This window comes from Rhodococcus indonesiensis (genome assembly GCF_047782815.1).
Lineage (GTDB): Bacteria > Actinomycetota > Actinomycetes > Mycobacteriales > Mycobacteriaceae > Rhodococcus > Rhodococcus indonesiensis.
On the sequence record NZ_CP180630.1, the window covers coordinates 854,421 to 867,293 of the forward strand.

At 65.0% G+C, this 12,873-nt stretch carries 12 protein-coding genes; 9 read left to right on the forward strand and 3 right to left on the reverse strand.

The genetic code is table 11. The annotated features are described in order from the left end of the window. Window positions 1-206: 206 nt before the first annotated feature. From ACM26Y_RS04020 to ACM26Y_RS04045, 6 genes are all read left to right on the forward strand, one after another. A complete protein-coding gene (locus tag ACM26Y_RS04020; protein ID WP_416062712.1) occupies window positions 207-1,556 on the forward strand; it encodes an MFS transporter in 1,350 nt (449 codons plus the stop codon). Window positions 1,557-1,866: 310 nt separating this feature from the next. After that, entirely contained in the window at window positions 1,867-2,019 is a 153-nt protein-coding gene (locus ACM26Y_RS04025) for a DUF1059 domain-containing protein (protein WP_416062713.1), read from the forward strand. 301 nt (window positions 2,020-2,320) lie between these two features. Next, entirely contained in the window at window positions 2,321-3,202 is an 882-nt protein-coding gene (locus ACM26Y_RS04030) for an SDR family NAD(P)-dependent oxidoreductase (RefSeq protein ID WP_003939645.1), read from the forward strand. 5 nt (window positions 3,203-3,207) lie between these two features. Then, on the forward strand, window positions 3,208-3,465 hold the full coding sequence (locus tag ACM26Y_RS04035) for a ferredoxin (protein WP_054373100.1): 258 nt from the start codon (window positions 3,208-3,210) through the stop codon (window positions 3,463-3,465). Between the two features lie 13 nt (window positions 3,466-3,478). Beyond that, window positions 3,479-4,702, forward strand: a complete 1,224-nt coding sequence (locus tag ACM26Y_RS04040) for a cytochrome P450 (protein ID WP_371384392.1) — start codon at window positions 3,479-3,481, stop codon at window positions 4,700-4,702. Between the two features lie 126 nt (window positions 4,703-4,828). Further along, window positions 4,829-6,034, forward strand: coding sequence for a cytochrome P450 (locus ACM26Y_RS04045; protein WP_371384397.1), 1,206 nt, complete (start codon window positions 4,829-4,831; stop codon window positions 6,032-6,034). Window positions 6,035-6,086: 52 nt separating this feature from the next. On the opposite strand, the gene ACM26Y_RS04050 is transcribed toward ACM26Y_RS04045, so the two are convergent. Then, window positions 6,087-7,238, reverse strand: coding sequence for an acyl-CoA dehydrogenase family protein (locus tag ACM26Y_RS04050; RefSeq protein ID WP_003939649.1), 1,152 nt, complete (start codon window positions 7,236-7,238; stop codon window positions 6,087-6,089). A 51-nt stretch (window positions 7,239-7,289) separates the two neighbouring features. Beyond that, complete coding sequence (locus ACM26Y_RS04055) at window positions 7,290-8,459, reverse strand: aromatic ring-hydroxylating oxygenase subunit alpha (RefSeq protein WP_416062714.1); 1,170 nt, start codon at window positions 8,457-8,459, stop codon at window positions 7,290-7,292. Window positions 8,460-8,623: 164 nt separating this feature from the next. On the opposite strand from ACM26Y_RS04055, the gene ACM26Y_RS04060 reads away from it, so the two are divergent. The 3 genes from ACM26Y_RS04060 (at window position 8,624) to ACM26Y_RS04070 (ending at window position 12,124) form a co-directional block, all read left to right on the forward strand. Further along, window positions 8,624-9,610 carry a GNAT family N-acetyltransferase gene (locus ACM26Y_RS04060; protein ID WP_416062715.1) on the forward strand — a complete coding sequence of 329 codons (987 nt, stop codon included), beginning with the start codon at window positions 8,624-8,626 and terminating at the stop codon, window positions 9,608-9,610. A 173-nt stretch (window positions 9,611-9,783) separates the two neighbouring features. After that, entirely contained in the window at window positions 9,784-10,608 is an 825-nt protein-coding gene (locus tag ACM26Y_RS04065) for a mycofactocin-coupled SDR family oxidoreductase (protein ID WP_416062716.1), read from the forward strand. 19 nt (window positions 10,609-10,627) lie between these two features. Next, a complete protein-coding gene (locus tag ACM26Y_RS04070) occupies window positions 10,628-12,124 on the forward strand; it encodes an aldehyde dehydrogenase (protein WP_416062717.1) in 1,497 nt (498 codons plus the stop codon). A 79-nt stretch (window positions 12,125-12,203) separates the two neighbouring features. Here ACM26Y_RS04070 and ACM26Y_RS04075 read toward each other — a convergent pair whose 3' ends face one another. Continuing rightward, on the reverse strand, window positions 12,204-12,866 hold the full coding sequence (locus ACM26Y_RS04075) for a TetR family transcriptional regulator (RefSeq protein WP_054373124.1): 663 nt from the start codon (window positions 12,864-12,866) through the stop codon (window positions 12,204-12,206). Window positions 12,867-12,873: the final 7 nt, after the last annotated feature.

Here is a 12,873-nt window from a genome sequence, read left to right on the forward strand (position 1 = left end):
TCGCCATTATCGACAAGGATTAGATTAATGCCCGTGTGATGTACGACGTACCGCGGTGGCATGGGGTATCCCGCAACCCGGCCCCTCGACAGTCGCGACGAGGGTGCAATCGAACGATTCTGTCCGGTGTCGACGCACGTCGACAACCATCACCCGCGCGTTCACCGGCATCGAACCCAGTCCTCCCACAATCCGAAGGAACCAACATGTCCCAGATCTCCCGTCCCGGGAAGGAGAGGACCGTTTCGGGCGCCCGATCCGTGGTCCTCACCTGCTTGGCCATTACCATCCTCGACGGTGTCGACCTCATCATGTTCGGCGCGGTGCTTCCGACGTTGCTGGAAATCGAGCAGTGGGGGATCACCACCGCCTCGGCAGGGTTGATCGGCAGTTTGTCGCTGTTCGGCATGATGGCCGGCGCAATGCTGGCCGGCTACCTCACGGATCTCGTCGGCCGACGACCGATCGTGCTCGCCTGCATTGTGAGCTTCAGCTTGTTCACGGGGTTGTGTGCCGTAGCGCCGACTCTGGAGATCTTCGGCCTCTTCAGGCTGCTTGCCGGCCTCGGCTTCGGCGGAGCCCTCCCCACCCTGATTGCGCTCACCCAGGAATACGTGAAGGTAGAGCGTCGGCAGTTCTACAACGGTGTCATCCAAACCGGCTTTCCTATCGGTGGGTGCGTGGTTGCCGTGGCCGCCATTTTCATGGTTCCGGCCTTCGGCTGGGAATCGATGTTCGCAGTGGGCGGTCTGCTCGGAGTCGTGTTGTTTGTCATCGCCTACCGAAGCCTGCCCGAATCGATCGCCTTCCTCGTGAGCAAGGGCCGGCACGACGAGGCCCGGGCGTTGACGCAGCGGTACTCGGTCGACGACAGTGCCGAATCCGGCCTGGCCTTGGAGGAGCCGACGACCGCGAATGCCGGTTCCGAATCGGGACTGAAGCTTCTGTTCGCACCTGGCTACAGAATCGCGACGATCATGTTCCCGCTCATCACATTCTTCGGCCTTCTCGTCTCGTACGGCATGAACACCTGGATTCCTCAGATGCTGAGGGCTTCCGGCTATGATCTCGGGTCTGCGTTGTCGTTCCTGCTCGCCTTCAACATCGGTAGCGGGTTCGGCATGGTGGTCATCACCGGTCTCGCGGATCGGTTGGGATCGCGTCCGGTGATTTCCCTGAGCTTCATCGGTGGAGCCCTCGCAGTGTCCGCCCTCACCCTGCAGCCTGCACAGGCCCTCGTGTTCGGGTTGGTTCTGCTGATCGGCTTCTGTGCGTCCTCCACGACGGGAGTCTACGGATTTGTCGGGATCTTCTACCCGCCCGCCGCGCGTGGCACAGCGCTCGGCCTGGCGGTGGGGCTGGGCCGGTTGGGCGGTGTCTGCGGACCGATTCTCACCGGCATTGTCATGAGCTCGTCACTCGGAGCGGACTGGGCCTACTACGCCTTCGCGTTCGCCGGCGTGGCTGCCGCAGTGCTGGTGTCGCTGGTTCCCCGACGAACCGAGGCAGTGCACCGGACGGATGCGTCTGTCGAGAAGACCGCGGAGCCTGCCTGAGCAACTCCCGATATACGAGGGGGCCGAGAGCCGGTCGCGCAGTACATCCGGAAACCGCGGCTGCGCGGCGACCGTCATTGCCGGAGCCCTGACGAGACGGACGACGAGGACGCGAGCATTCGGTCCGGATCGGCACTGTCGACAGCGGACGGCCGGTACCAGGGCTCCGGCGGCTTGCGTAACCTATGTACGTTAGATATCGTGCTGTGACGTCGACCACACCAGACCCGGCGCGCCCCCGGCCTCTCGGTCGCCGAGGGCGGACATCGATGTCACCGATCGCGCGGATGGCGCAGAAGGGCCGACCCCTATGAGAGCGAAGACGAGATTGACCTGCCCGTGCGGGACGGTGGTCACGGGTGCGGACGAGGACGACCTGGTTGTGAAGGCCCGGTCGCACCTCGGCGAATCGCATCCCGGAATGGAGTACTCGCGCGACGAGATTCTCTTCATCGCGTACTAGGAGTCGCCTACCGGCGGTGTCGCCTACCGGCAGTGTCGCCTACCGGCAGTGTCGCGTGCTGACGGTCCGTCGCGAATCGTCGAGTGAGTGCTCGTCGGCGACATCGCGGCGGTGAGGTGCCGGTTCCCGCACACGGGTCCTGTCGACACCTCGATCCGGCTCGGTCATTTAACAAAATACGATTGACGTATCACTTCTCATGACTGTAAGCTGAATCACACGGAGACGCGGCCCTCTCGGAAAGTCGCCTTCCTCCAACATCTGCCATCCCTCTGTCACATGTTCGAACTGAGGAGCTTTGATGAAACTCGAAGGTAAGGTCGCGCTGATCACCGGTGCCGGGTCCGGGTTGGGGCGTGAGGCGTCGCAGTTGTTCGCGTCGGAGGGCGCAAAGATCGCGGTGGTCGATATCGATCCGGAGCGTGCGAAGGGCACGGTCGAGTTGGTCGAGCAGCAGGGTGGTTCGGCCATCGCTGTCACCGCGGATGTGCGGGTCGAGCAGCAGGTGGTCGATGCGGTGGCGGCGACGGTGGCGGCGTTCGGCAAGCTCGACATCGCGTGGGCCAATGCCGGGATCGTCTCGCGTGGTGGTGTGCCGTCCGTTGCGGGTGGTGAGCAGGTCGAATTCCAGGATCTGACGGACGCGGACTGGCAGGACGTCATCGGGGTGAACCTGTCGGGTGTGTTCTACACGGCGAAGGCGGCGGTGCCGGCGTTGCGGGCCAATGGCGGCGGTGTCATCCTGGCGACCTCGTCGGCGGCGTCGTTCGTGGCGTACCACAGCATCGCAGCGTATTCGGCGACGAAGGCCGGCGTGAACGGGATGGTTCGCGGTCTGAGCCTGGATCTGGGCAAGTACGGGATCCGCGTGAATGCGATCGCCCCGACGCACGGAATGTCGCCGAACTTTCTGGCGCCGGCCGGTGCTCCGGTGGTGGGGCAGTCGTACGAGGAGGTCGCCGGCCCGTGGGATCCGAGCGTCTCGCCGATCCCGCTGAAGCTCGATCGTCCGCCGTCACTGACGGACAATGCGCGGGCCGCGTTGTTCCTGGTGTCGGACGAGTCGGCGTACATCTCCGGCGTCACCCTGCCGACGACCGACGGCGGCACCCTGTCTCGTGTGGCGATGATGTTCCCGGAGGACGGGAACAACCCTCCGCCGATGGTCACCGGTGAAGAGTAACGATCATGGCTGCCCACGACACGGGAACCAAGCACGGTACGCGCCGCCTCGTCGTGGATCGGTCGGTGTGTGCGGGACACGGTCTGTGCTACGGCCGTTCTCCCGAGGTCGTCGACTGTGACGATTCCGGTTATCCGGTGATCCTCCAGGACGCACTCGAACTCGCCGAGCACGTCGCGGCGGCCGAGGAGGCCGTCGCGATGTGTCCCGAGCGAGCATTGACTCTCGAAATTTCCGAATCCTCTCGGAACCCATCTGCTTGACGAGGCGGACAGCATGACTGTTACCGACGACCGGTCGACACCTGTGGTCGACTTCGACATCTACGATCCGACACTTGCCTACCCGGTGGACACCGTTCAGGAGAAGGTCGCCGAACTGGCGGCCTGCGGTCCTGTCGTCTATTCGACCGCGCACGGCGGTCACTGGATCGTCACCCGCTACAAGGAAGTCCACGAGGTGCTCCGTAACCCGGAGACCTTCTCGAGCTATCCGAACAATCTCGTCAATGCGGGCGACGGCAAGTTCCTGCCGCTCGAACTCGATCCGCCGGAGCACACCGCCTACCGAGTGGCCTTGCAACCGCTGTTCTCGCCCAATCGGATGAAGGCGCTCACCGGGCAGATCCGCGCAGTGGTCAACGAGCTCATCGACGACTTCGCAGGTGACGGTGAGGCGGAATTCATTTCGGCATTCGCGCACGAGCTGCCCACGCGCGTGTTCCTGGCCCTGATGGACTGGCCGCTCGAGGACGCGCCCATGTTCACCGAGGCCACCGACATCGCACTGATGGGTAAGCCCGGTGCGAGTGAGGAAGAGTCCGCGCAGGCACGCGCCGAAGCCGCGCAACAGATGTTCGGGTACTTCCAGAAGATTGTCGACGAACGCCGCGCCGATCCGGGCGACGACGTCACGTCGACTCTCATCCACACCGAGATCGAACTCGCCGACGGCAAGCGTCTGCTCACGGACGAAGAACTCACCCGCATGTTCTTCCTCCTGCTCATCGCGGGATTGCACACCGTGCAGGGATCGTTGGCGTGGGCGATCATCCATCTGGTCAACCGCCCCGACCAGCGCGCGGCGCTGATCGCCGACGACGGGCTGATTCCCACTGCGGTGGAGGAGATCCTGCGGATCGAAGCCGCGGTCGTCATGGGTCGGCGCGCGACACGCGACGTCGAACTCGGGGGAGCTCGGATCAAGGAGGGCGACCAGCTCATCGTCATGCTGTGTTCGGCCAACCGCGACGCCGACGAGTTCGACGATCCGGACACGCTGGATCTCGAGCGGACCCCCAATCGTCACCTGTCGTTCGGTGCGGGGCCGCACCGATGCCTGGGCTCGCACCTTGCGCGCCTCGAGCTGTCGATTGCTCTCGAAGAACTGCACCGGCGAATCCCCGACTACGAACTGGTCGAATCCGATCCGCCGGTCCTGCACGCCACCCAGGTGCGCGGGTGCCTGCGGCTCCCGATCAAGTTCACTCCGACGTCCTGATCCGCCGAGATCACCGTCCCTTCCGAACGGCGCGTCGATCGCTCACGACCACGTGGATGATCTACGCGCCGTTCGGCTTTCGAAGGGTGTTCAACTTTGACTACTCGTGAAATCGCAGCCGATCTGATGGTGGACTTCGACGTCTACGACCCCACTCTTGCCGCCCCGGTCGACGTCTTCCAAGAAAAGGTCGCCGAACTCCGTGCCCGCGGACCGATCGTCTACTCCCCGCACTACGGAGGGCACTGGATAGTCACACGCTACGCGGACATCTTCCGCATCCTGCGCGATGCCGAGACGTTCTCCAGCTATCCGAACAACCTGGTCGATGCCGGCCAGGGCAAGTTCATCCCGGTCGAGATCGACCCGCCCGAGCACACGCAGTATCGTCAGGCGCTCCAGCCCCTGTTCGGTCCGGCGCGGATGACAGAGCTCGAGCCGAGGATCCGCCAGATCGTCAACCAACTGATCGACGGGTTCGCGGCCTCCGGCCGGTGCGAATTCGTTGCCGAGTTCGCCCACGCGCTGCCGACTCGCGTCTTCCTCAGTCTCATGGGGTGGCCTCTCGACGATGCCGAACAGTTCACGGAGTGGACGGATATCGCCCTCCAGGGGATACCGGGAGCCGGTGAGGAGGAGTCCGCCCGTGCCCGGGCAGAAGCGGCAACGAACGTGTTCGAGTACTTCGGTGCCTTCGTGGATCGGGTGCGTTCCGGGCACGAAGATGCGGAGAGCGTCACCGCGCAGATCATCGATACGCCGATCCGGATGGAGGGAGTCGAGCGGCATCTCACCGACGAGGAACTGCGCCGCATGTTCTTCCTGCTGCTCATCGCAGGACTGCACACGGTACAGGGTTCACTCGCGTGGGCAATGGTGCACCTTGCGAACAACCCGGTGCAACGGCAGGCGCTCATCGACGACAGCAGCCTGGTGCCGGACGCAGTGGAGGAGATCCTCCGCATCGAAGCGGCAGTCAGCATGGGCCGACGGGCCACCCGTGATGTCGAGATCGCCGGCGTCGACATCGAGGCCGGCGATCAACTGTTGCTCCTGCTGTGCTCGGCCAATCGCGACGATGCCGAGTTCGACGATCCGGAGGCGTTCGTGATCGATCGTGGCCCGAACCGGCATCTGTCGTTCGGCGCAGGGCCGCATCGGTGCCTCGGGTCTCATCTTGCCCGTCTCGAGCTCACCGTGGCGATGGAGGAGATACATCGGCGAATCCCCGACTACGCGCTGGTCGACAGTGATCCGCCGCTGATGCACGGCACGTCGGTGCGTGGTTGCGTGCGGCTACCGCTCACGTTCACACCGGAATCGCGAAGCTGAGACGAGGAAGGGGACCCGATTCGATCGGGTCCCCTTCCTCGTGTGCCGGGACTCAGGCCTTCATCAGATCACGATGGATGATCTCCTTCATGATCTCGTTGGTCCCGCCGTAGATCCGCTGGATCCGGGCGTCGATGAACGCCTTCGCAACCGGGTACTCCATCATGTAGCCGTAGCCGCCGTGGAACTGGAGGCCGGCATCGATCACCCGGCCCTGCAACTCGGTGGCCCACAGCTTCGCCTTGGACGCGTCGACCGCGGAGAGCGTGCCCTTGTTGTACTCGCGGACACAGCGGTCGATGTACGCGCGCGAGACCTCGACGGCCGTCTGCAGTTCGGCGAGCGTGAAACCCATACCCTGGAACTCGCCGATGCGCTTGCCGAACGCGGTGCGTTCCTTGACGTAGTCGAGTGTCCAGCTCATGACAGCCTCGGCGGACACCTGCGCGGCGATGCCGATACCGAGCCGCTCGAGTGGAAGGCTCTGCATGAGGTAGCCGAAGCCCTGCCCCAGCTCGCCGAGGATGTTCTCGGCGGGGACGCGGACATCCTCGAAGAACAATTCGGCCGTGTCCTGGGCGTGCAGACCGACCTTGTCGAGCTTGCGGCCGCGAGAGAACCCGGGCGTTCCGTCTTCGACGACGAAGAGGCTGAACCCGCGCGAACCGGCTGCAGGATCGGTCTTGGCGAAGACGATGACGAGGTCGGCCAGGATGCCGCTCGTGATGAACGTCTTGGACCCGTTGAGGACCCAATGGTCGCCTTCGCGCACCGCGGTAGTCGTGATGCCGCGCAGGTCGCTGCCGGCGGCCGGTTCGCTCATCGCGATCGCGCCGATCGTCTCGCCCGTGACGAATCCGGGCAGCCACCGCTGCTTCTGCTCGTCGGTGGCATGGCGGAGCAGGTAGTTGAGGACGATGTCGTCGTTGGTCGAGAAGCCGGACTGCAGCGCAGACGCGCCCACCCGTGCGATCTCGGACTGGATCACGACGCGGAAGCGGTAATCGAGCTCGCCGGGTCCGCCGTACTGCTCAGGGACGCTCAGGCCCAGCAGCCCTTGCCTACCCGCAGCGAGCCAGGTTTCCCGGTCGATGAGCCGATCAGCGTCCCACTTCTCGAGGTTCGGGACGACGTGTTTGTCGACGAAGCTCCGCACGGAGTCGCGAAACAGTTCGTGGTCGTGTTCGAAGAGATCGCTCTCCATGTAATCCTCCTGGTGCGGGGTGCCTGCAGGCGCCCGCTGTGGTGTTCGGTGTCAGTTCTCGCCGACGAGCTTCTGGATCTCGCGGCGGAAGACCTGGTTGGCAACCTCGTTGCGGCCCAGGAGCATGTTGCCGGCGTTCGCGCTGTCCATGGCGACCTGCGAACCACGCAGGATCGGGAAGTCCTCGTTGTGGAGAACCGCGATCAGGATCTCGACGTTCTTGTCCCAGATCCGGTTCCAGCGCTCCTCCGTCATGCCGCTGTCTTCGAGCTTCGGGGCGATGAGACGGATCTCCATGTGGCAGCGCTGCGGATCACTCCGGTGCGGGCGGAAGGTGAGCAGCTGGAAATGGTCGGGTTGCTTGAGCAGGGTGCTGTTGGGACCCACCAGATGGCTCTCCGTCACATGTTCGGCGAGGCTGCGATCGCCGGGATCCTCTTCGATCCACCGGTCGATGGTCTTGCGGAGATTGAGGAACCGGCAGTGATGTCCGAAGTCCTCGAAGGCCATGACGTTGGTATGGATGTGCTTGGCGGCCGTGTTCGGGTGAGCGTACTGGATGTGGTAGCCGTCGAGGAACGCGTCTTGCATCAGCTTCCAGTTGACGGGCTCGTCGAAGCGTTGAACTCTGGTGGTCACCATCTTGTCCATGCCGTACGACCCCATGATCGAGTCCATCTCGGGGCCGAGCCAGTCCGCGACATCGATGGTGGCGTCGGCGTCGTCGACAACCCAGACGAATCCGTGACGTTCCTCGGTCGGGAGTTGCACGAGGTTCCGTTCGGAACGGTCGGCGTCACCGAACGTGTTGTCGCGGGTGATGGTGCGCAGCGCGCCGTCGGTGTCGTAGGACCAGCGATGGTACGGACAGGAGAACAGGCGGCAACGGCCCTTCTCCTCCTTCTCGACCATCGCGCCGCGGTGACGACATTGGTTCACCAGGGTCTTGACGCTCCCGTCGCGCTGACGGACGACGATGACATTGTTCCGCGGCAACTGGAGCGTGACGAAATCGCCCGCGCGGGGGATCTCGGAGCCGTGGACGATGATCGACGGAACCCGGCCGAAAACACGCTCGCGTTCGAGCTTGGCGATCTCCGGGTCGGTGAACTCGACGGGCTCGAACCACGTGACGTGCTCGAATTCGTCGGTGGTGTCGTTGCGCAGATGGTCGAGTGCGCGGCGAATGCGTTCCTCGCGGGGAATTCCGACCTCTGTCATGGCTGCCCTCCAGGCGGTGGTTCGGATCGATGACGCTAAATCTAACTAAAGTAGGTTTAAGTGTAAACCCCGGAGCGGTTGCGGGTGGCGCTTCGGCCGTTGCGGCCCTATACCGACTGGCATTAGATTTATGGAGACCGGCCCGCAGATGAGGAGCGAACAGGATGATCTCGTACCAGTGGTGTTCGGAACTGGATTCCAGCGATCGGGACGAGGTGTCGGCTCTTGTCGCGGCGGCCGCCGAGTACGACGAGGACGCCGGGTTCTCGCGGATCCCCCCCGGTGATGTGACCTCGACGAGTCGCGATGGTATCCGTGTCTTCCACCTGCCGATCAAGGCGCGCAAGGATCTGAGCGCGCGCGACGACGCGCCGCTTGTGATTGTGGCGTACCTGCACTTGCAGGTGGACGGCGAAGGGCTGGGCACCGTGCAATTCGTCGTCCATCCGGACTATCGGTCACGCGGGGTGGCCACGATGCTGGTCGAGGAGATCGGCCTCGGCACGACAGCGGACGGCGGCTGGGAGCGCACCGGTGCGGTGGCGCTGCGCTGCTGGGCATACAGCACGCACCCCGCGTCCGAACGTCTCGCACGACGGTTCGGCATCCGGGCGGTCAGCAGGCTGTGGACGTTGTTCCGCCATCTGTCCGGCCCGTTCGCGATCCCTCTCGACCCCGTCGCGGCGCCCGAGGGCATCACGGTGGGCGACGCGCGTCCGCTCGATGATCCGGCGGTGTCGCGGGCGATCGACGAGGTGCTGGACGCGGCGGCGCTCGTACCGGCGCAACGCGAGCGCCTCACCGACGAGATCCGCCGGGGTTCCGGCAGTGTGCTGTTCGCAACCGAGTCCCGGGGGGCGAAGGTAGGGTTCGTGTGGTTCGATCCGGCGCTGTCCGCCCACCTCGAGTTGGATGCGGCGACGGTCCGGGCGCTCGTGCTCACGAAGACCGCCCGCGGGGTGGGCCTCGGGACAGCACTGCTCACGGCGGCACTCGGGGCGCTGCGCGATGCGGGGGCGCAGATCGCCCTGATTCGTATCGACCCGGACGACGCGGGGGCGGTGCGCATGTGCCGGTTGGCGGCATTCGAGCAGGAGGACGAACATTCCTGCTATCAGGTCGGCGAGTGGGCCGAGGCGCCCAGCTTCTGAGTCCCCCAGGGTGAGACGAGTGACGAATCTTGTCCGACGTTGACCTAAAGGGTTTAGGCAACTACCGTCTGTGGTGCGCCTCACATTCAGGTAGAGGTCCCAACTTCACTACGTTCCCACGCACGGGCGCTTGCCCGCCCGTAGTCGGGGCGTGCAATCCGAGGAGAACACTCATGGGTCGACTCGAAGGCAAGGTCGCTTTCATCACCGGTGCGGCGCGAGGCCAGGGACGCTCGCACGCCGTCCGGCTCGCCGAAGAGGGGGCCTCCGTCGTCGCGATGGACATCTGCGGGCAGATCCCCACGGTCTTCTATCCGATGGCGACCAGCGACGACCTCGCCGAGACCGAGCGGCAGGTCAAGGAGGCCGGAGGCTCGATCGTCACGTCGATCGGCGACGTCCGCAACATCGAGGATGTCCAGCGGGCCTACGATGCGGGCATCGCACAGTTCGGGAAGGTCGACATCGTGCTGCCGAACGCCGGCATCATGCCGGTGATCGGCCCCGGGGAACAGCGCCGAGCATGGCACGACGCGATCGACACCATGCTCACCGGTGTATGGCACGTGCTCGAGGTGACGGTGCCGCACCTCGTCGAACGGGGGGAGGGCGGGTCGATCATCATCACAAGTTCTGCGGCCGGCCTGACGAGTATCGGGCTGAACACCTTCCCCGGTCAGGTCGGGTACAGCGCCGCGAAGCACGGTGTCGTCGGTCTCATGCGGATCTACGCGAAACAGCTCGCCCCGCACAGCATTCGGGTGAACACGGTGCATCCGACCGGCGTGAACACGCCGATGGTGGCGAACGCGGAGTACGGCGAGTTCGTCAACTCCCATCCCGAGGTTGCCGCCGACGAGTCGTACAAGAACCCGATGCCGGTCGAACTGATCGAGGCCGTCGACATCAGCAACGCGATCGTCTACCTCGCCTCCGACGAGGCTCGTTACGTCACCGGTGTCACGTTCCCGGTCGACGCCGGCTACAACATCCGCTGAAGCGAAGGAGCTTGCACATATGACCACCACCGAAGCCTCGACGGGTACCGCCCCGTCGATTGCCGACCGCGAACAGGTTTTCATCGGCGGCCGCTGGGTCGATTCGACCGGCGGCGAATGGGTCGACGTCGTCGACTCGTTCACCGAGGAGAAGGTCGCGCGGGTGCGCACTGCCACGGCCGAGGACGTCGCCAAAGCGGTTGCTGCAGCGCGTGAATCGTTCGACAAGGGTGAGTGGGCGTCGCGCACCATGGCAGAGCGCGCCGATGTCGTCGACGCCATCGCCGACCGCCTCGAACGGCGGGTGAACGAGCTCACCCCGATCGGGGTCGTCGAGGTCGGCGTGCCTGTGAGTGTCAGCCGGCCGACCCAGGAGATGGTCGGCGGGTTGTTCCGTGCGGTCGCCGCGGTGGCCCGCACGTTCGAGACCACCGAGGAGCGCCCGCGCGCAGCGGGCGGTATCTCGCGCATCGTGAAGGAACCGACGGGCGTCGTTGCCGCGATCATCCCCTGGAACGGCCCGGTCGGCACGATCGCGTTCAAGCTCGCCCCGGCGCTGGCCGCGGGTTGCTCGGTCGTGCTCAAGACCGCGCCGGAGGCACCGCTCTCGCCGTCGGTGTTCGCGGACATCATCGCCGAGTTGGTCGCGGAGGGCCGCATTCCCGAGGGCGTGGTCAGCGTGCTGTGCGCCGACCGCGAGGTGTCGGAGACGCTCGTGACCAACCCCGACGTCGACCACATCACCTTCACCGGCAGCACCGCGGCGGGCCGGCGCATCATGTCGCTGGCCGGCGAGCGCATCGCGCGTGTCTCGCTCGAACTCGGCGGCAAGTCCGCGGCGATCATCCTCGACGACGCCGACATCGACCACGTGGTGCAGACGCTCCCCATGGGGGGCTGCATGCAATCCGGTCAGGCGTGCATCGCCCTCTCGCGCGTGCTCGTCTCCCGCCAGCGTCACGACGAGGTGCTCGAGGCCCTGAAGGCCGCGTACGGCGCGCTGCCGATCGGCAACCCGTGGGAGCCGACCAATTTCCTCGGCCCGCTCGCGTCGAAGCGTCAACAGGACCGCGTCCTGGGCTACATCGACATCGCGAAGGAGGACGGCGCGAAGGTCGTGCTCGGCGGTGGTCGCCCGGAAGGATTCGACAGCGGCTTCTTCGTCGCCCCGACACTGCTCGACAACGTCGACCCCGACTCCCGGATCGCCCAGGAAGAGGTTTTCGGACCGGTCATCTCGGTGATCACCTACGAAGACGAAGAGGACGCCATCGCGATCGCCAACAATTCGATGTACGGGCTGTCGGGGGCGGTGTACACCGAGGACATCGACCACGGCTTCGAGGTTGCGCGGCGCATCCGTACCGGAACCATCAGCGTGAATACCGCGACGATGGACTTCACCCTGCCGTTCGGCGGCTACAAGCAGTCCGGCATGGGTCGTGAAGGCGGCATCGAAGGCCTCGAGGAGTTCTTCGAGATCAAGACCGTCCACTTGCCTGCTCCGGCACAGTAGGAGCAAGGACGACGGTGCCCCGCGGATTCGATCCGCGGGGCGCCGTCGTCGTGGGTGGTCGTGCGACCGCCGTGCAGGGTCAGTGCGCCGACACGCTCAGTTCGCTCTTGTCTGCGACCTCTACCTCGGCGTTACGCACCACGCCGTGGAGGAAGCTGCGGATCATCTCCTCGAACAACTGCCGGGAGGTCATCCGGTTCTCGGCGAGAGCCCGCGCCAGTAGCGGCTGCGAATGAGGGTCGACGTTCGGGAAGATGGTGTTCTTCGTGCTCGGCTTGCGCATCGCCTCGGTGAGCACTGCGCCCAGGGTCAAACGCTCCATACCGTCGAGAATCTGGACGTGCAGGCGGGCCGGCACGCCGGACTCCTCCAGGAATCGGGCAGTGTCCTCGTAGGTGCCGATCAGCAGGTCTCGCGGAAGGTACTGGAGCAGGATCGGCGCGGCATTGCGGTGCTTGAGGATGGACTGACGGAGATTCATGCTCAGCGTCACGAAGTACTCGGGCCAGTCCGGGCCGGGCTTGCGGCGTGGCAGGGTACCCGCGCCGGCGATCTGCCGCGCGACAGCTTGAAGGATCTCCGTCTTGTCGGCGAAGTGGTAGTACAGGGAGGGCGCCCGCACCCCGAGGTGCTTCGCCAGCCGCGGCAGGCTGAAGGCATCGAGACCCTCGGAGTCGATGATCTCGATGGAGGCCGCCACCGCGGCCGCGCGACTGATGAGAGGCTTCGACGGTCGGGCCATCATCTAC

Bases quoted from the DNA above. Each gene is read 5' to 3' on its own strand.
- ACM26Y_RS04020 (WP_416062712.1), top strand. From the start codon at position 207: ATGTCCCAGATCTCCCGTCCCGGGAAGGAGAGGACCGTTTCGGGCGCC.
- ACM26Y_RS04025 (WP_416062713.1), top strand. From the start codon at position 1,867: ATGAGAGCGAAGACGAGATTGACCTGCCCGTGCGGGACGGTGGTCACG.
- ACM26Y_RS04030 (WP_003939645.1), top strand. From the start codon at position 2,321: ATGAAACTCGAAGGTAAGGTCGCGCTGATCACCGGTGCCGGGTCCGGG.
- ACM26Y_RS04035 (WP_054373100.1), top strand. From the start codon at position 3,208: ATGGCTGCCCACGACACGGGAACCAAGCACGGTACGCGCCGCCTCGTC.
- ACM26Y_RS04040 (WP_371384392.1), top strand. From the start codon at position 3,479: ATGACTGTTACCGACGACCGGTCGACACCTGTGGTCGACTTCGACATC.
- ACM26Y_RS04045 (WP_371384397.1), top strand. From the start codon at position 4,829: ATGGTGGACTTCGACGTCTACGACCCCACTCTTGCCGCCCCGGTCGAC.
- ACM26Y_RS04050 (WP_003939649.1), bottom strand. From the start codon at position 7,238: ATGGAGAGCGATCTCTTCGAACACGACCACGAACTGTTTCGCGACTCC.
- ACM26Y_RS04055 (WP_416062714.1), bottom strand. From the start codon at position 8,459: ATGACAGAGGTCGGAATTCCCCGCGAGGAACGCATTCGCCGCGCACTC.
- ACM26Y_RS04060 (WP_416062715.1), top strand. From the start codon at position 8,624: ATGATCTCGTACCAGTGGTGTTCGGAACTGGATTCCAGCGATCGGGAC.
- ACM26Y_RS04065 (WP_416062716.1), top strand. From the start codon at position 9,784: ATGGGTCGACTCGAAGGCAAGGTCGCTTTCATCACCGGTGCGGCGCGA.
- ACM26Y_RS04070 (WP_416062717.1), top strand. From the start codon at position 10,628: ATGACCACCACCGAAGCCTCGACGGGTACCGCCCCGTCGATTGCCGAC.
- ACM26Y_RS04075 (WP_054373124.1), bottom strand. From the start codon at position 12,866: ATGGCCCGACCGTCGAAGCCTCTCATCAGTCGCGCGGCCGCGGTGGCG.